Here is a 16,582-nt window from a genome sequence, read left to right on the forward strand (position 1 = left end):
ACCGCCAAACCGCCAACCAAGACCAGAAGGTTGGTATCGAGATCGTCCGCAGGGCGATCGAGGCCCCCGTTCGCCAGATCGCCGAAAACGCTGGTGCCGAAGGCTCCGTCATCGTCGGCAAGCTGCGTGAAAAGACCGACTTCTCCTTCGGCTGGAACGCCCAGACGGGCGAATACGGCGATCTTTATACACAGGGCGTCATCGATCCGGCCAAGGTCGTGCGGACCGCACTCCAGGATGCGGCCTCGGTCGCCGGCCTTCTGGTGACGACCGAGGCGATGATCGCCGAGAAGCCCAAGAAGGATGCCGCGCCGGCGATCCCGGCTGGGGCAGGCATGGATTTCTAAACAATCGGGCCAGGCTCGCCCCACTCGCTGGGGCGAGCCAATCGCGGAGTGGTTATGAGCTTGCCATCGAAAGAAGACGCGCGTCTGTGCGCGAGTATTGTCAGGGAGATCGCACGGGCCAAAGGAATAACGGGTGACCCGACCTCCGTCGGAGCGCTGACGGTAGCAGTCGCCAGACTCTTCAATAAGGGTCTGCGGGACCGCGAAACTCTTCTGTCAGAGGCAATGACAACCGTCGATGAGCTGATGTCTGATAAGGAACGTGACTCGCTTTCCGGCGTGCTGCGACACATGAACCGAGGTGCCATCGATCGTCTATCGAGCCAGACGATGAGTGAGGACAACCAGCAATAACAGCCAAGCCGGCCACTTAGCACTGCTTCATCCGGTGAACATCATCCCCGTAAGACGTCTCGACGACGTATGCGTCTGCCGCCTTACTCTCTGATGAACATAACCGTGGATAAGGGCGGCAAGTCCGCCTCTATAGAAAACGATCGACCATGCGCGGCATTGGTTTGGGACTGAGCGTCTGAAGTTGCCATGCCGGAGCCACCATATACTGTATCATCGGTGCTGAGGATTCGGCGCCAAAGGCCGTCCAACGGCACGCCTATCCGGTAACGGTGCCGTGGTACCGGCGTAAAGTTTGATACGATGAGGCAGACGGCCTTTTGCTTTTCGTCGTACCGGATCATCGCCAGCACAGAATGTTCAGCATCGTCAGCGACAGCCCACTCGAATCCATCCGAATTTAGGTCTCCGTATTGTAGGGGTGGAAAATAAGAGTACACTCGGTTCAAATCCCTGACCAATCGCTGGAGCCCGCCATGGCGAGGCTCGTCGAGCAGATCCCACTCGACTGAAGTGTCGTGGTTCCACTCGCTCCGCTGTCCGATGTCGCACCCCATGAACAAAAGCTTTTTGCCTGGATGGCCCCACATGAAACCGTAAAGCGCTCTTAGGTTTGCAAGCTTCTGCCAGTCGTCGCCCGGCATCTTCGTCAGCAAGGAACCCTTACCGTGCACCACCTCGTCATGGGAAAACGGTAAGACAAACCTTTCCGTGTAGGCGTAGATCATCCCGAATGTCATAGAGCTGTGATGGTATTTGCGATAGACGGGATCATCCGACATGTAGTTGAGGGTGTCATGCATCCAGCCCATGTTCCACTTCATATCAAAGCCTAGGCCGCCATCTTCGGGCGACGCCGTCACCTTTGGGAACGCCGTTGATTCTTCGGCGATCATCAAGACGTTCGGGTGGCGTTCATGCACGACGCTATTAAGATGCTTGAAAAATTCGATGGCTTCCAGGTTCTCGCGGCCCCCATACCGGTTGGGTATCCATTCCCCTTCTGGCCGGCTATAGTCTCGGTAAAGCATCGAGGCCACGGCGTCGACACGAAGTCCGTCAACATGATACCTGTCCAACCACTCCAAAGCGCTGGCGATCAGGAAGCCTTTCACCTCGGCCCGGCCCAAGTTGTAGATCAGTGTATTCCAGTCGCGGTGATACCCTTCTCGCGGGTCCTCGTGCTCGTACAAAGCCGTTCCGTCGAACCGAGCGAGGCCCCAGACGTCACTGGGGAAGTGAGCTGGAACCCAGTCCAGAATGACGCCGATATCACTATCGTGGCAGCGGTCTACGAAATATCCGAAGTCCTCTGGCGTGCCATACCGTCCTGTCGGCGCAAACAGCCCTAAAGGCTGATATCCCCATGAACCGCCGAACGGATATTCCATGATCGGCAAGAGCTCGACATGGGTGAACCCCATTTCTTTGACGTACGGTATCAGCCGCTGCGAGAGCTCGAACCAGTCGAGTGACCTGCCCCCGTCGGTCATTTCCCGTAGCCACGATCCAGCATGGACCTCGTAAATCGATATCGCACGATCCAAAACGTTTGTGCTTGCGCGTTTCTCCATCCACCGAGCGTCGCGCCACCTGACGGGTTCAGGGGACGCAACGACGGAAGCCGTAGACGGCGCGGCTTCAGCAGCTCGTGCGACTGGATCGGCCTTCTGCGCGAGCACGCTCCCCTGACCATCCAAAATCTCGAACTTGTAGCGCTCTCCAACCGTCAGATCCGGAATAAAGATCTCCCACACGCCAGCCTCGCGCCTCAGGCGCATAGGATGTCGTCGACCGTCCCAGGTGTTGAAGTCACCAACAACCGACACCCGACGGGCATTCGGCGCCCAGACGGCAAAACGGACACCCTCAACGTCTTCGACCCAAATCGGATTCGCGCCGAGCGCCGATGCAAGTTGATAGTGCGTTCCCTGGGAAATCAGATGAAGGTCGAGTTCGCCGAGCAGCGGAGCAAACCGATAGGGATCGTCGGTTTCCTGCGCGCCACCTGGCCAGAGGATTTTCAGCCGGTACTTTGCGCCGCTTTCGACCGAAGCTTCGAAGACTCCAGCCGGGTGCACTCGCGCCGATACCGCGAGAACCGTGCCGCTGAGGCTGTCAAGCAACTCGACGCCGAGCGACCCTGGAAAAAACGTGCGGACCTTCGTCTCGCCGTCGGCTGTTTTATGCGGACCGAGAACGCCGAAAGGGTCCCCGTGCCGGCCCTCGACGATCGCAACCAGTTCATCGGGATCAAGATCCGATGTCATCGCTACTGCTTGCTGTGTCATGCAGGCTCTCCTTGGAGCCGCGACACAATTTCGCCGAAACCAAACAGAGGTATCGGAAGCCACTTCGGCCGGTTGCGGGCCTCGTAGGCGATTTCGTAAGCGGCCTTCTCCAAGAGAAAGATGTCGAGGAGTTCTTGTACCGTCTGGGGATCACTTGGCAGGTTCGACGATCCAGCCAAGGCATGAGTGTAATTTTCAAGAAAAAGTCGTTTGGCGGAAGTGCCGAACCGGACGATAAGTTGGCGCCGGCGTTCATCGTGATGGTCGGAAACAGCGTCGTTCTCGAGCGTCGCGGTTGCCACCAGGTAGTCTAGCGAGCGTAGTAGTCCCGCTGCGTCCCGCAGGGGGCTCGTCTTGGCACGACGCTCCGCGAGATTGCGCGCAGGTTCGCCTTCGAAGTCGATGATGACGGCGTCGCCTTCGGTCACCAAAATCTGACCCAGATGGAAATCGCCATGGGCGCGCGTAAGAAGCGTCGTCGCAGATTTTTCAGATCGCCGAGCCGCGAGATCTAGGATCTGGTCCCTCTCAGCTAGCAGCGACCGAACGGCATCTTCGAGCGGGCCCTCAATAGTATCAGCGATCTCCTGCAGCTTCGAGAATGCATACGCGATTTCTCCGGTGACCGATCTTTTGATCGTGTCGACGTCCGCCAATCCAGCCCGGCGGGGCGCGAAAGACGGATCTTCGGTCGGCTTGGCTAGCAGCACATGCAGCTCCCCGAGGCGCTGGCCGATCATGGCCACAAAACTGAGAAGTGGCCTTAATTGATCGTCGGCAGCGTCCAACTCGGCTTCGGTGGTCGCAACCTCGTCGGCAACGCGACGCAGATTGGCGAGCATCCAGTTCCACGCGTCTCCCTGGTTGYGGATAGCGCCTTGCACGACGATAAGTGTTGAGCGGCGCCCTTCTCCGTCGGTGCGAGCGACCTCGCCAAGAAGGGGTGCAGTGTGTTCATATCCCTGCAGGGTTAGATGGCGCGTCATCTCTACTTCGGGATGGATGCCTTCAAAGACGTGCCTAATGAGTTTTATCATTGCGACGTCGCCAACGATGAGAGAACTATTAGACTGCTCGGCTGATAACCACCTGATTTCCATCTCGTCGTTGATATCCAGGCGGTCAAGGAAGTCGGTTCCAATATACTCTATGGTCCCGGACCGACCGGTGATCTTAGATCGATTTTTCAGACCCTCGATGATCCCCCGCGCCATGGGCTCGACGGTAAATCCATCCGTCAAGAAACCGACACGCCGCCCTTGCCGAATTCTCGCGAGGGCCAGTTGTTGCCCGAGGATGTTGGGCGTGGTGTCATCCCATTCGATCGCGAGCGGAAGCTGATAGCTTTCGACGTGATCGGGCAAGACTGCCTCGACTTCACCGAGCACGACGCCGTCGGCGAAGGGTATGGAGCTCGCCGAAATCAGTCTCGCCGACTGAAGCGGCTGGTCCTTTGCGCCGAACCATCGCCGTCTCGCCAGGTACGCCGGAAGAATGTCGCCGGCCAGCACGGCTTGATGTGGAGTTTCATCGAAAAGTTCGGTGAGGCTGCGCCGGATCACAACCGTATGAAAATCTGGAAGTTGCTCCGGCGGAGCGGTGCGCCATGCGGGACCGTCCGATTGAGCGTTGAGTTGAAACCAGAAGAATCCGTAGGGTGGCAGCGTCAGAAGATAGGTGAGCTGCCCGATCGGCGGAAAAGGCGACATACCCGTAAGCTCGACAGGCACTCGACCCTCGTAAGCCGAGAGGTCAAGTTCGACGGCTTGAGGGACTCGCGACAGGTTGGCCACGCACAGTATCACCTCGTCGTCATGCTCGCGGATATAGGCCAGAATGCGCCGGTTCTCCGGTGTCAGAAATCGGAGCGATCCTCTGCCGAAAGCGGGATGGCGACTGCGCAAGGCCAGCATTCGGCGCGTCCAGTTCAACAACGAGTGCGCGTCTGAAGTCTGGGATTCGACGTTGAGGGCCTCATAGCCATATTGCGCGTCCGAAACGGGCGGAAGCACCAAGCGCGCAGGATTGGCTTTAGAAAACCCGCCGTTACGATCGGGGGACCACTGCATCGGTGTGCGAACGCCGTCGCGATCTCCGAGATAGATGTTGTCGCCCATTCCGATCTCGTCGCCATAGTACAGCACAGGTGTGCCACGCATCGATAGAAGAAGTGCGTTCATCAGCTCGATCCGCCTACGGTCGCGCTCCATGAGCGGTGCGAGACGGCGCCGGATGCCGAGATTGATACGCGCCCGCTTGTCGGACGCATACGTGTCCCAGAGGTAGTCGCGTTCCGCATCGGTCACCATCTCCAGCGTCAGCTCGTCGTGATTTCGCAGAAAGATCGCCCACTGGCATGTATCAGGAATGTCCGGGGTCTGCCGCATAATGTCTGTGATCGGAAAGCGATCCTCCTTTGCAATTGCCATATACATCCGCGGCATGAGGGGGAAATGAAACGCCATGTGGCACTCGTCTCCATCCCCGAAATATTCGCGGGTATCCTCCGGCCACTGGTTGGCCTCGGCAAGCAGCATGACGCCAGGATGGGTTTCGTCGAGCGCCGCTCGGATCCGCTTCAGGATTGCATGCGTTTCCGGCAGGTTCTCGTTATTCGTCCCTTCACGTTCAACCAGGTAAGGGATTGCGTCCAGACGAAAACCATCGATTCCCGTCTCCAGCCAAAAGCGCATCACAGACAGCAGTTCTTTCATTACGAGTGGATTGTCGAAATTAAGATCGGGCTGGTGCGAGTAGAAGCGATGCCAGTAGTATGCCCCAGCGGTCTGATCCCAAGTCCAATTGGATTTCTCGGTGTCTATGAATATGATGCGGGTCTCGGGGAATTTACGGTCGTTGTCAGACCAGACATAGAAGTCGCGTTCGGGGCTCCCCGGAGCAGACTGCCTCGCCCGTTGAAACCAGGGGTGCTGGTCGGAGGTATGGTTGATGACCAGCTCCATAATCACCCGGATGTTCCGATCGTGGGCGGCTGCAACGAATTTGCGGAAGTCGTCAATCGTGCCGTAATCGGGACTGACGCTGCCATAGTCTGCGATGTCGTAACCGTCGTCGCGCCGCGGTGAAGGAAAGAAGGGCAGCAGCCAGATGGCATTGGCGCCAAGCGCCGCAATGTGATCGAGCTTTTCGAAGAGTCCTTCGAAATCCCCTATCCCATCGCCGTTGGCGTCGTAGAACGACTTAATGTGCAACTGATAAATGATGGCATCCTTGTACCACAGCGTGGAGTCCGCAGTCTCGGTCCGGTTCTCGCTTGTCGACACGGCGTCCATTTCAAATCTCTCCTGTTCTGACGCGCCAGATTGCGAACGGCAAATGCCACGGATCCAGCCGGAGCGTCTGCCACTTGCCCGTAAGCAAGAACCTTCGGCCGCTGACCAGGTCCTCTAAGTCCAGTGTGCCGCCATCGTCTTTTCCAAACTGCCATAACGGGATCTCGACAGTACTTTCCTCGCTTCCGTGAGGGTTGAGGCAAATCCCAACGAGCAAAACATTGTGACGGCCGGGCGCCGCCTTCTCAAAAAACATCACATTGGGATTTGAAGAACTGAGGAGTGTAAGACCAAGGTGGGAATGGAGAGCGGAATTGTCGCGCCGAATGCGGTTCAACATCGTGATTTCAGGTTTTATGTTGCCGGGACGGTCATAGTCCCAAGCGCGAATTTCATATTTCTCGCTGTCAGCATATTCCTTGCGCTTGACGTCCGGACGGCCCTCGCAAAGTTCGAAACCGTTATAGACGCCCCAGAGCCCTGACAGCGTCGCAGCCAAGGCAGCGCGGATGGCGAATGCTGGCCGTGGAGCATCCTGGAGAAAGTCCGGATTGATGTCGTGCGTGTTGACAAAGAAGTGCGGCCGAAAGAATTCCTTGGCCTCGGTCTGGGTAATCTCCATCATGTACTGCTCGAGCTCCCACTTGGTGTTGCGCCAAGTGAAATAGGTGTAAGACTGCGAAAAGCCGACCTTGGCCAAGCGGTACATCACCTTCGGTCGCGTAAACGCTTCCGACAGAAACACGACGTCTGGGTGACGAGCGCGGATGTCGCCAATCAACCACTCCCAGAAGGGGAACGGTTTGGTGTGCGGATTGTCCACGCGGAACAGTTTGACGCCCTCGTCCACCCATAGCTGGACAATATCGCGCAGTTCCTCCCAAAGGGCGGGCACCGCGTCCTTGGAATAGAAGTCGACATTGACGATGTCTTCGTACTTCTTGGGCGGGTTTTCGGCGTAGCGGATGGTGCGATCCGGGCGCCATTCGAACCAGCCTGGGTGATCCGTTAGCCAAGGGTGGTCCGGGGATGCTTGGATCGCGAGGTCCAACGCAAGTTCCAATCCATGTTCTCGGGTTGCCTTGGCAAGACGCCTAAACCCTTCGAAGCCACCGAGCTCCGGATGTATTGCATCGTGGCCCCCCTCCGGCGACCCGATTGCGTAAGGGCTGCCGGGATCGCCCGGCTCCGCCCTAAGACTGTTGTTACGACCTTTCCGGTTCGTACTTCCGATCGGATGAATGGGGGGAAAATATAGGACGTCAAATCCCATGTCGCGAATTGCCGGTAGTCGGCTGATGACGTCGTCGAACGTGCCGTGACGCTCGGTGTCACCGCTTTGCGACCGCGGAAAGACCTGGTACCAGCTTGCGAATGCAGCCTGCACTCGTTCAGCGTCAACAAGCGAGGGTGGTGAACGGGTGCGGAATGGACGCTCGTCGGCTTCCGACATCAGTGCCGACAGATGAGAAGACAGAAGCACCTTCGTCTTTTCACTAGAGTCGCTATTTGCCAAGATTTTTAAAATTTCAGTGATTTTTTCTCCGGGGGCCGCCATTCTTTCGCTGGCCTTGCGCAAAAGCGCCTCCCCCTCGATCAATTCGAGCGTGAGATCCAAACCAGCTTCAGCTTTCTTTGAGAGTTCATGGCGATATATGGCAAACGGATTTTTCCAAGCTTCAACGCAAAATTCATAGCGACCGATCCTGTCGAGCCGGAATTGCCCCACCCACCGGTCGTTGTTGTCGAGGATGAGAGGAGATTCCGTCCAGTTGGCATCATCAACGGCACGATACAGAAGAGACGCTGCCAGCCGATCATGGCCATCGGCGAAAATGTCCGCTTTGACGGAAACCGTCTCCCCGACAACGCGCTTTGCGGCAAAACGCCCTTTATCGACTTGCGGCTCGATATTCTCGATTGCGATCCGTTCCGACTCATCAGACGCCGCTCCCGGCGAAGACACGCTCTCGCTGACAATCTCGTCGCCTACGGCCGCATTGAGCAGTTGAAGTTCTCCAGCCGCTAGGAATCTAGGTTCGCTTCCGGGAGCTTGGACGAAAAAAGGCGCTGCGGCCTGTGAGACAATTTCCCAGGGCAAGGGACTGGGCCGGCGAAGGTCTCGGTTGATGACCACGATCCCCACCCGCTCCGCCACGCGAAGGTCATCGTGATCGGCTAAGGTTATGGCGGTTGCTTCCGGAGAAGTCACGTATGCCGTCGGCACCATCGGCCTTGAGGAGGCAATGGCGTCGTTGGCCTCCCGGACTGCTGAGGAAATATCGAATGCTCCGCCAGACCGAAGCATGTCGAAGTCTAGTTCTCCGCCACGCGTCACGTCGAGCGGAAGTACGGCACCAAATTCGAAACCCATCGGAATCATCAACCCGTCTCCGAGAGCGGCGGAGAGCCGGAGGGCACGCACGGATCTTCGTTCTCGTACCTCGCGACCTTCTGTTCCATGGGCTAATCGTCTAGCGAAAGGCGCTTCTGGAAACGCCACCTGCAGGCCTAGCGCTCGTTGTAAACGGTGTTCTTGGAGAAACCATCCCTCGCGCATGTCCCACCAGGCAAGGGAGGAAAATACGCCATCAAAGCCGCGGCCTTCCAATCTGGCGCGAAAGGCGAAATCGGTACCGGGCGTATAGACGAGCCGCAACGGCCGCTTATGCCCGAAATCGAACCCACCCAGGCGTTGCAAATCTAAATCCCCGAGCCGTTCCAGTCCTAGGAACCGGAAGCCGGCGACGCCGAGTTCGGAAAGCTCCGAAACACGTGCAATGAGAGCTTGAACGTCTAACGTCGCGCTGTCGGCGTGTCGCCATGGAGCAGATGGTGAGTGACGGGGATCAAGAGCCCCTAACCCGACGCCCCCTTCTGTTCGAAAGGTTGCAATCGGTGCGTCCATCATGAGGCCCAGGCCTCTAGATGCCGCGCTTTCACATAGAAACGATAGGGGGTCATTCAACGAGTTGGGAAGTCTCGACCCGTTATCGATAAAGTTGCGATTTGAAACGTTTACGATCCCACCGCAAAAAAGCGGCGCGGTCATCACTGTGTCAAAATGCAATGAGGCGGCGTGATCTAGGGTTTGCAGCCAGCTATTGGCGTCCGAAAGATCGATGAGGTTCACATAGTAAATCCGAGGTCTCGAAATTGGTAGTTGGCGCGCGGGCATCATAAACGCTGTCTCCAAGGTCGGGCATGGCGGGGCGCAGTACGCCAACCAGAGCCAAAGAAACTTCGAAATATGGCTGTTGTTCCACTCTAAACCGATGTTCCGGCGGTATCGCCCCGAAAGCTAGGTGGCTGTCGCCCGCAGCCTGCAACTCGAATGGATCATTTCTGACCGGGGGCGACACCATATCGATGACCCACAGTTGGATTTACGGCAACCTCTGGAGAGACTGCAGCACCACTGCCGACAACGTAAACGTCGGCGTTGAGGCAAGGCAGCCGGGACGGCCTGCACATTCGCCTAGGCGGCCATCCGGACCAGTGTTTCGGCAACCATGCGACTGTCATACGGTTTCGGAATGAAAACGCCGCGCTCCGGAATTTCGTTGCTGCCTGGACGCTGTTTGCCTGAAACGATGAGAATTTCGACGGGCGGCCAGCGGTCGCGAACGGCAGCGGCTAACTTTAAGCCATCCATGGAACCCGGCATGTCGATGTCAGTCCAGAGGATGACGATTGCTGGATCGCTCTCAAGAAGCGCGATCGCTTCATCGGCGTTGCTCGCTTCGATGGCCTCGAAACCAGCGTCTTCGACGACCCCGACCGCCATCATCATCAAGAGAGGCTCGTCTTCCACTACGAGGATTTTGGTGCGACTCGCAGTCATTTTCCCTCCTCGCTTTGAACCCGAGCGTCCGCGGTAGCGAACGGTTCCACCGTGAAACCAACTTCAAACGCCAGGCCTTCGGGACGGTAATCTGGGTTATAGCGGGCTTTTGCGGCAGCAGGAAACGCTCTTTCGATGAGAATGGATCCAAACCCCTTGCGCGTCGGTGCTGAGACTGGCGGGCCGCCTGTTTCCGTCCAGAGCAGGTAAAGCCGCCCGTCGCCGTAAGTCCATTCGATGGAAACCAGTCCGCCATCGCTGCCAAGGCTTCCGTACTTGGTAGCGTTGGTAGCCAGCTCGTGAATGACGAGCGAAAGCGGAAGCGCCAGGTTTGCAGGCAGGGCAACCTCCGGCCCATCAATTCGGAAGCGCTGGTGATCGTCGCCCCCGTGAGACCGCAGCGCGGTCTCGACCACCTCTCGCACGGTAGAGGCGCTCGCGTCTTTCGACAGAAGGAGATCGTATGTCGATGCCAGAGACGACAGTCGGCTCGCGAACGAATGGTAGGCGTCGGGATCGGCCTTGCTGAAGCTCTGACGGGCAATAGCCTGCACAAGGGTAAAGCCGTTTTTGACACGATGCGCAAGCTCGCGGACCAGAAGCATTCGCTCCTCCTCGGCCCGCTCGTTCTGGACGCGACGACAGTCGAGCTCGTCCAGAAGGGAATCGAGCGCAGCGCCCACGGCGTGCATTTCGTCGGTGGGTTTCATCGAGGTGCGGGCCGTAAGCTCGCCCGAACGCCAGCGATCCATGACCGAGGCGACCGAAACCACTGGCGATATCAAGAACCTGGTCCCCACGAAGAAAGCCGCCAGGAAGGCAACAACAACGCCTCCAACGATCGCAAGGACGTTGATGGTCGTCGCCCGGTTGATGGGGGCGAACGCTTCGTCCTTCGAGAAGCCAGCGCTCACATAGAGGGGACTGCCGCCCGGCGTAATTGGCTGATAGCCAAGAACACGCTCGGTTCCATCCTGGCTCACCACCTCGATCACGCCCGGCTGCACGGCGTGGACCAGCTTTTGAAAATCGTGAGGGATGACAGTTCCAACGAAACGTTCCGGCTGTGGCACGCGCGCGAGGATGGTGCCGCCGCTATCTGCGATCGTGACGGCATTGCCTGGAGCGACCCCGCGCTCGGCGATGCGTTTCTGAAGCCAGTCGAGCTTGACCCCGCTAACAACCACCGCCTTCGTGGTGCCGTCGACGACCACCGGCATCGCCACGGGCAGAACGGCCGTGTCCGACATCCTGCTCTTCGTGTACGTCCCGACGACGAAGTCTTCGCCGGCGACGGCAGCCGTGAAGTAATCACGATCGGAAAACGTCACGCTCGCAGGGGCTTCAACGCTTCCGCATACGGGCCTGCCTTCGAGATCGACGACGAAGATCATCCGGATGTTCGGGACGCTGGATGCAACCGACCTAAGGAACGCGTTGCAGACGGCGGGGTCGAGGTTCCGCACTGCCGGCATGGAGCGCACGGAGATGAGAAGCGAGTGCAGTCCTTCGACGATCCGCTCGACTTCTGAGGACGCCTGCCGGGCCGCCTGCGCAGCTTGTGCGCGCACTTCGTCGTTGCGCTGGCTCCGCATCGCATACTCGTTATATCCGAGCATTGCGACGACCGGAGCAAGCGCGGCGACGGCGACGGCGACAAGCTTCCTTCTCATGAGACTCCCTCTCGATAAGGGTGGTTAGCATGCCGAAAGATTGTTGGCTATCGGGGCGCGGCGAGACGGGCTTGGCCCATGGCCGCGTTGCACTAGATACGGTGTCAAATGGAGGAAACAGAATGACGAAACTTACATACCATGTCGGTGCGCACGACGGCGGCTACGGTTACAGGCTGGGCGACGTCTGGTCGGAGACTTTCGCCGACCATGACGTGGCGCTGTCCGCTGCGAAGTCGGCCGCGGAACGGCAGCATCTCGAAGGTCGCGACGCTGAGATTTCCTATCAACTTTCGGATGGTCGCTGGCACAGCGAGCACGTCGACGGGGGAGATCGACCGGATACGGAGGTGGTGGACGACGGAACAGGAGCCCCGAAATGACGACACTGACCGGTTCCTGCAAATGTGGAAACGTCCGAGTTGCCCTGCGTGGCAACCCAGTCAGGATCGGCATCTGTCACTGCACCGACTGCCGACAGGAGAGCGGTTCGGCCTTCACGTTTTTCGCAGTGTGGCCGGCTACTGAATTCGAATCCCAGGGCGAAACGCGCGAGTTCGCTGGACGGCGCTTTTGTCCGAACTGCGGTTCCAGGTTGTTCTCGGCGAACGAGGACGAGGCCGAGATCAAGCTCGGCATCCTCACCGAGGCGCCCACACCACTCGCACCGACGTACGAATTATGGATAAAACGGCGGGAGAAATGGCTACGGCCCATCGAAGGAGCGGAGCAGTATCTCGAAGATCGGACATGAGATCCGATAAGCGGGACTGAAACTCATCCCGGTCTTGGAGCCTGGTTTTCTTGCGGGGAATGAATGCGCGCATCTCTATCCGCTCTCTGCTTCGAAGCTATTTCGGTGTCGACGGGCCGCTGATTTCGAATGAACTCGGACTCGCGCCTGTTGAATTCGGTTGGCTTGCGTCTGCGTTTTTTGGATCGTTCGCGGTGCTACAAATTCCTGTCGGCATCGCCTTCGATCGCTGGGGCATGCGGTTGCCGATGACCTTGATGATGATCGCGGGCGCTGCAGGTTCAGCACTTTTGGCGGCTTCATCCGATTTCTGCTCCGCCTCCGCTGGTCAGGTTGCGATCGGAATTGGATGTGCGCCGATGGGCGTTTTCTACTATCTCGGACGACTTCATTCACCAGACAAAGCCGCCCGCCTGGCGGCCACGGTGAGTTCTGTAGGTTCCGTGGGAGCGCTGCTCTCAGCGTCTCCGTTATCATGGTTCACGGCAGAGTGCGGGGGGCGCGCTGCATGCTGGTGGCCTCGATGATGATGCCGGGCTGCGCCTTCTCAGTCGCGGCAACCCTACGACAGACAGGCTCGTCGTTAAACGCTGTTCAGGTAAGCGCCGCTAGCTCGTGGAGGTTGTCCCACCTCCTCTATCTTGTACCTATCTGCTTCACGCCCTCGCTCGGAGGCACTTTTCGAAAACGCTTGGGCTGGACCGTACCTTACGGACGTATTCGGGCGCGACACCGATGTCGGCGCAGTACTGACCGGGGTGAGCATATTGGGAGTTGCGACTTCGCTCGCATTGCCATTCGTGCTACTCAAATGGCATGCATGGTCGGACACTCGTGACCGCCACCTATGTCATCGGCCTTCTAAGCGCGGTTCTTCTCGCCCTCTCACCGGGATCAAGCGTGTTTGCGGCATCCGCAGGGTTGGCTCTGCTCTACGCCATGGGCAACATTCATCCGGTGGCGATGACCGAGGCTCAGGCATTGCTCCCGGATCGAATGAGAGGCATCGGACTTGGCGCGCTCAACACGCTCGTCTTTCTTGGCGTGTCGGCTTCATCCGCCATCTTTGGCGCGCTCGCCGAACTTCGTCTCAGCGTCGCCTGGACGTATGGCCTGATCTTCGGAACAACGGCGATGGCCCTGGCAATCGCGCTTGGAACCTACGTGACCTGTCATCCGAAGGCTGTGGGGCAAAAGGCGACGCCCTCGTTGGATTGAAAGCGACTTTCCGATTGCCGCCAACGCTCGTTGATGCCGGTGCCACTGGCAGCGATACGCGCTAAGCGCAGTGGCCGGTGCCACGATCCAACCAAAAATCACTGATCTCGAGCTGGGAACTTCGACTTCCAAAAGGGGTTTTCTAGCGGTGACCTCACGGTCGAAATCTCAACAACTAGGAAGACAACGATGACTCTCGAAGGCAAGAAGATCGCGATCCTCATCGCACCCCGCGGCACCGAAGAGCCCGAGTTCAAGAAGCCCAAGGACGCGGTCGAAGCCGCTGGCGCCACGGTTACCGTCGTCGGCATCGAGGCTGGAGAAGCCAAGACAAACAACAGCGACCTTGACCCCGGTAGCTCCTATACGGTCGACAAGAAGGTGACGGATGTCGCCGCAAGCGACTTCGACGGCCTCATCATTCCAGGCGGATGCGTCGGCGCGGATAAGCTGCGAGCCGATGCCGACACCGTGTCGTTCGTCCGTTCGTTCTTTAAGCAAGCGAAGCCCGTCGGTGTCATCTGCCACGGTCCGTGGCTGTTGGTGGAAGCAGACGTCCTGAAAGGTCGTACCGTGACGTCCTACTCGTCGATCCGGAAAGATATCGAAAACGCGGGTGGAACGTGGGTGGACAAGGAGGTTGTCACCGACAAAGGACTCGTTACGAGCCGCAAGCCAGACGACCTGCCCGCGTTCTGCGCGAAAATCGTTGAGGAGTTCGCCGAGGGAAAGCATCCCGAGCAGGCTCGTAGCGCCGTAGCGTAACCTGAGCCCAATTGGCGAGGACATTCAATGTCAGGGATCATCGAAGGCTTCGAACAACGCCATGTTCGAGGTGATGGCATGGGCATCGACACGCTCGTTGGGGGCAGCGGACCGCCGCTGCTCCTTTCTCCACGGCTGACCGCAAACAAGAATGTGCTGGACGGCCGTGGCACCGAAACGACCGATATGTTCACTGTCGTCGTGCCCGACCTTCGAGGCGGTTAAGAACGCGCCGCGTCCTTGAACGCGGAACGAAGGGATCGTGCGTCGCCGCGTTTCGGCGAGATGTCCGTTGAGATTTCTCTCCTGACCACAGGTATTACGCGCGAAACTTTCCGCGATAACCGGCGTTCGTCGTCGTACGTGTGTGCAGCATTTCAGGAGGATCAAATGACAAAAGACAGCGACATCGACACCAATCAGGTCCTGGCTGATTTCGCCGAAGCGGTGAACATGTCGTCATCGGAGCTGGAGAAGTGGCTGCGCACGGAGGAGAGCCTCGTCAACGGGTGGAAGGCGGACGGCCGCAAGGAGTCGATCGATCATCACTCCGGACGACGTATCGTCGATATCAAGCACAAGAAGAGGGCAGATCTGACGGACGAGGACTATGAGCATATGCGAAAAGTCGTAGGCTACGTGCACAGACATCTCGCCCAAGGCGGACCGAAGGTGGACAAGGAGCGTTCGGCGTGGCGCTACTCGCTAATGAACTGGGGGCACGATCCCTTGAAGGAGCGGTAGGGAAAAGCCTAAACCCCGCCGGAACTCCCGGGCACGCTCGCCGTTAATCGTAAAATCAAAGGAGCCACCATGACCTACGTCGCAGTCCGCCGACGATCCCGCCCGGATCGAGGATTTGAAGCAATGCCTGGAAACGGCACGGAGGCACTTGAACGAAACTTCGAGCGCGTCCGATGAAGACAAGGCGGCCGAATTGTTGACATCTGCGGTCGATGCCGGCTGGGAAGAGGCTGAAGTTCGCTCAGCGGTCTCCAGCGCTGCGAGCGAGCGAAAAGATAACGACGTGTTTCTGACGCCGACTCTCGGGATCGTTCCGTCGTCGTCCATGTGAAGAGTGCGGTCAGCTTGGTTTAGGGTTTCGAACTATCGCCAGTCTTGGTCAGGCTACCTGGCTTGTGAGCTGCCCGCTTGGCAGTCTTTTCGCTTTCGACGATGTATTCGGGATTGGATCGCGACGCCTTGACATCGTGACCCTTGATCTTGGTTGGCGTCGTCTGTTTCTTCACGACCTTGCCTTTGGTTTTCCCTTGACTGGTGTCCCAGGTGACTTTGTCGCCCTTCTTGAGGTCGCTCATCGATTTCTCCGTTCGGTTGTTCGTTCGGGCAAATTCGAATGCTTGGGGCGAGACCACTCGCCCCAGAGTTTGCGGTGGCGATCCCGATCTATTTAATTTTCTCGGTTCCGGCTGGCGTCGTCACCTGTGTCGGGCCGCTGCCACTGCCACTCGGAGTCGGAGAACGATCGGTCGCTTCGGGCGGACGGCTGCTGCCGTCGGCTGCGTTGTTGTCGAACGTTCCGGCGCCGGACGGCTGTGCGTTGATCGGATCGGCCTTCGTCGAAGCCGTGGGCTCGGCGTCTCGATCGATACTCTCGCCCCAAATCTCGACCCCGCCCCAGGCGAGCAGTGCGAGCAAGATGCCACAAACGAGAACGATGAAGACCGGCTTCCCGAAGCTGCCCTGGCGTGCTTCGATGGCGGTTTCGGTGACCTTGGGCGATTCGGTGTCGTTACTTCTAGTGACCATGTTCGGTCTCCTCGGTTATTGGATCTGCAGTTGCGGTCTTGTCGATTTCCTCGAGAACAAGCCTGATCTCCCGGACCGGTTTTCGTTCTTCGTTGAAGACCTCGACGGACAGCATTTTGTATTCACTGGTCGGAAGCCCATCGGCTGCCATTTCGGACAGCGCCGTGCGCGCTTCCTCGATCGCAGCTTCCGCAGTGTCGAAGTCGTACAGCATCTCCGCAGGACGGACGCCTTCGTGGTCAAGCAGTTGAACGTAGAACTTCGCCATCTCCA

General features: G+C 58.3%; 18 protein-coding genes. 10 read left to right on the plus strand and 8 right to left on the minus strand.

What is annotated here, in order from left to right:
• Together AC1DJO_RS28160 and AC1DJO_RS28165 are read left to right on the plus strand one after the other, a co-directional pair.
• Positions 1-347 (plus strand): TCP-1/cpn60 chaperonin family protein (locus AC1DJO_RS28160; protein WP_477973957.1); only part of this gene is annotated, 347 nt, incomplete at its 5' end.
• A gap of 54 nt (positions 348-401) precedes the next feature.
• Positions 402-701, plus strand: a complete 300-nt coding sequence (locus AC1DJO_RS28165) for a hypothetical protein (protein ID WP_112389383.1) — start codon at positions 402-404, stop codon at positions 699-701.
• An 83-nt stretch (positions 702-784) separates the two neighbouring features.
• On the opposite strand, the gene glgB is transcribed toward AC1DJO_RS28165, so the two are convergent.
• The 5 genes from glgB to AC1DJO_RS28190 form a co-directional block, all read right to left on the minus strand.
• A complete protein-coding gene (gene glgB, locus AC1DJO_RS28170) occupies positions 785-2,992 on the minus strand; it encodes a 1,4-alpha-glucan branching protein GlgB (protein WP_112445383.1) in 2,208 nt (735 codons plus the stop codon).
• Positions 2,989-6,285, minus strand: a complete 3,297-nt coding sequence (treS, locus tag AC1DJO_RS28175; protein ID WP_477973958.1) for a maltose alpha-D-glucosyltransferase — start codon at positions 6,283-6,285, stop codon at positions 2,989-2,991. The genes glgB and treS overlap by 4 nt, the downstream gene beginning before the upstream one ends.
• A gap of 1 nt (position 6,286) precedes the next feature.
• A complete protein-coding gene (locus AC1DJO_RS28180; protein WP_112445387.1) occupies positions 6,287-9,466 on the minus strand; it encodes an alpha-1,4-glucan--maltose-1-phosphate maltosyltransferase in 3,180 nt (1,059 codons plus the stop codon).
• A 297-nt stretch (positions 9,467-9,763) separates the two neighbouring features.
• A complete protein-coding gene (locus tag AC1DJO_RS28185) occupies positions 9,764-10,129 on the minus strand; it encodes a response regulator (protein ID WP_112389387.1) in 366 nt (121 codons plus the stop codon).
• Positions 10,126-11,802, minus strand: a complete 1,677-nt coding sequence (locus AC1DJO_RS28190) for an HWE histidine kinase domain-containing protein (protein ID WP_112445389.1) — start codon at positions 11,800-11,802, stop codon at positions 10,126-10,128. The genes AC1DJO_RS28185 and AC1DJO_RS28190 overlap by 4 nt, the downstream gene beginning before the upstream one ends.
• Positions 11,803-11,924: 122 nt before the next feature.
• Between AC1DJO_RS28190 and AC1DJO_RS28195 the strand changes: the two genes are divergently transcribed.
• The 8 genes from AC1DJO_RS28195 to AC1DJO_RS28230 all read left to right on the plus strand — a co-directional run bounded on the left by AC1DJO_RS28195 (position 11,925) and on the right by AC1DJO_RS28230 (position 15,614).
• Positions 11,925-12,185: a hypothetical protein gene (locus AC1DJO_RS28195; protein WP_112389389.1), complete on the plus strand. Its 261-nt coding sequence runs from the start codon at positions 11,925-11,927 to the stop codon at positions 12,183-12,185.
• Positions 12,182-12,556: a GFA family protein gene (locus tag AC1DJO_RS28200; RefSeq protein WP_112516655.1), complete on the plus strand. Its 375-nt coding sequence runs from the start codon at positions 12,182-12,184 to the stop codon at positions 12,554-12,556. Before AC1DJO_RS28195 ends, AC1DJO_RS28200 begins: the two co-directional genes overlap by 4 nt.
• A gap of 59 nt (positions 12,557-12,615) precedes the next feature.
• Positions 12,616-13,083 carry an MFS transporter gene (locus AC1DJO_RS28205; RefSeq protein WP_477973959.1) on the plus strand — a complete coding sequence of 156 codons (468 nt, stop codon included), beginning with the start codon at positions 12,616-12,618 and terminating at the stop codon, positions 13,081-13,083.
• Between the two features lie 307 nt (positions 13,084-13,390).
• The gene (locus AC1DJO_RS28210) at positions 13,391-13,774 is read left to right on the plus strand and encodes a hypothetical protein (RefSeq protein WP_477973960.1); all 384 of its coding nucleotides are present in this window, start codon (positions 13,391-13,393) and stop codon (positions 13,772-13,774) included.
• A 189-nt stretch (positions 13,775-13,963) separates the two neighbouring features.
• Positions 13,964-14,539, plus strand: a complete 576-nt coding sequence (locus AC1DJO_RS28215) for a type 1 glutamine amidotransferase domain-containing protein (protein ID WP_112389391.1) — start codon at positions 13,964-13,966, stop codon at positions 14,537-14,539.
• 27 nt (positions 14,540-14,566) lie between these two features.
• Positions 14,567-14,764 (plus strand): hypothetical protein, encoded by a 198-nt coding sequence (locus AC1DJO_RS28220; RefSeq protein ID WP_477973961.1) that lies wholly within the window; start codon positions 14,567-14,569, stop codon positions 14,762-14,764.
• A gap of 165 nt (positions 14,765-14,929) precedes the next feature.
• A complete protein-coding gene (locus tag AC1DJO_RS28225) occupies positions 14,930-15,283 on the plus strand; it encodes a DUF3140 domain-containing protein (RefSeq protein WP_112389393.1) in 354 nt (117 codons plus the stop codon).
• Between the two features lie 148 nt (positions 15,284-15,431).
• Positions 15,432-15,614, plus strand: coding sequence for a hypothetical protein (locus tag AC1DJO_RS28230; protein WP_477973962.1), 183 nt, complete (start codon positions 15,432-15,434; stop codon positions 15,612-15,614).
• A gap of 19 nt (positions 15,615-15,633) precedes the next feature.
• On the opposite strand, the gene AC1DJO_RS28235 is transcribed toward AC1DJO_RS28230, so the two are convergent.
• From AC1DJO_RS28235 to AC1DJO_RS28245, 3 genes are all read right to left on the minus strand, one after another.
• Positions 15,634-15,858, minus strand: coding sequence for a hypervirulence associated TUDOR domain-containing protein (locus tag AC1DJO_RS28235; RefSeq protein WP_112389395.1), 225 nt, complete (start codon positions 15,856-15,858; stop codon positions 15,634-15,636).
• Positions 15,859-15,946: 88 nt separating this feature from the next.
• Complete coding sequence (locus AC1DJO_RS28240) at positions 15,947-16,309, minus strand: hypothetical protein (protein WP_112389396.1); 363 nt, start codon at positions 16,307-16,309, stop codon at positions 15,947-15,949.
• Entirely contained in the window at positions 16,299-16,577 is a 279-nt protein-coding gene (locus AC1DJO_RS28245; protein ID WP_477973963.1) for a DUF6894 family protein, read from the minus strand. Before AC1DJO_RS28245 ends, AC1DJO_RS28240 begins: the two co-directional genes overlap by 11 nt.
• Between the last annotated feature and the right edge of the window lie 5 nt (positions 16,578-16,582).

This window comes from Rhizobium sp. 05N430 (assembly GCF_056396985.1).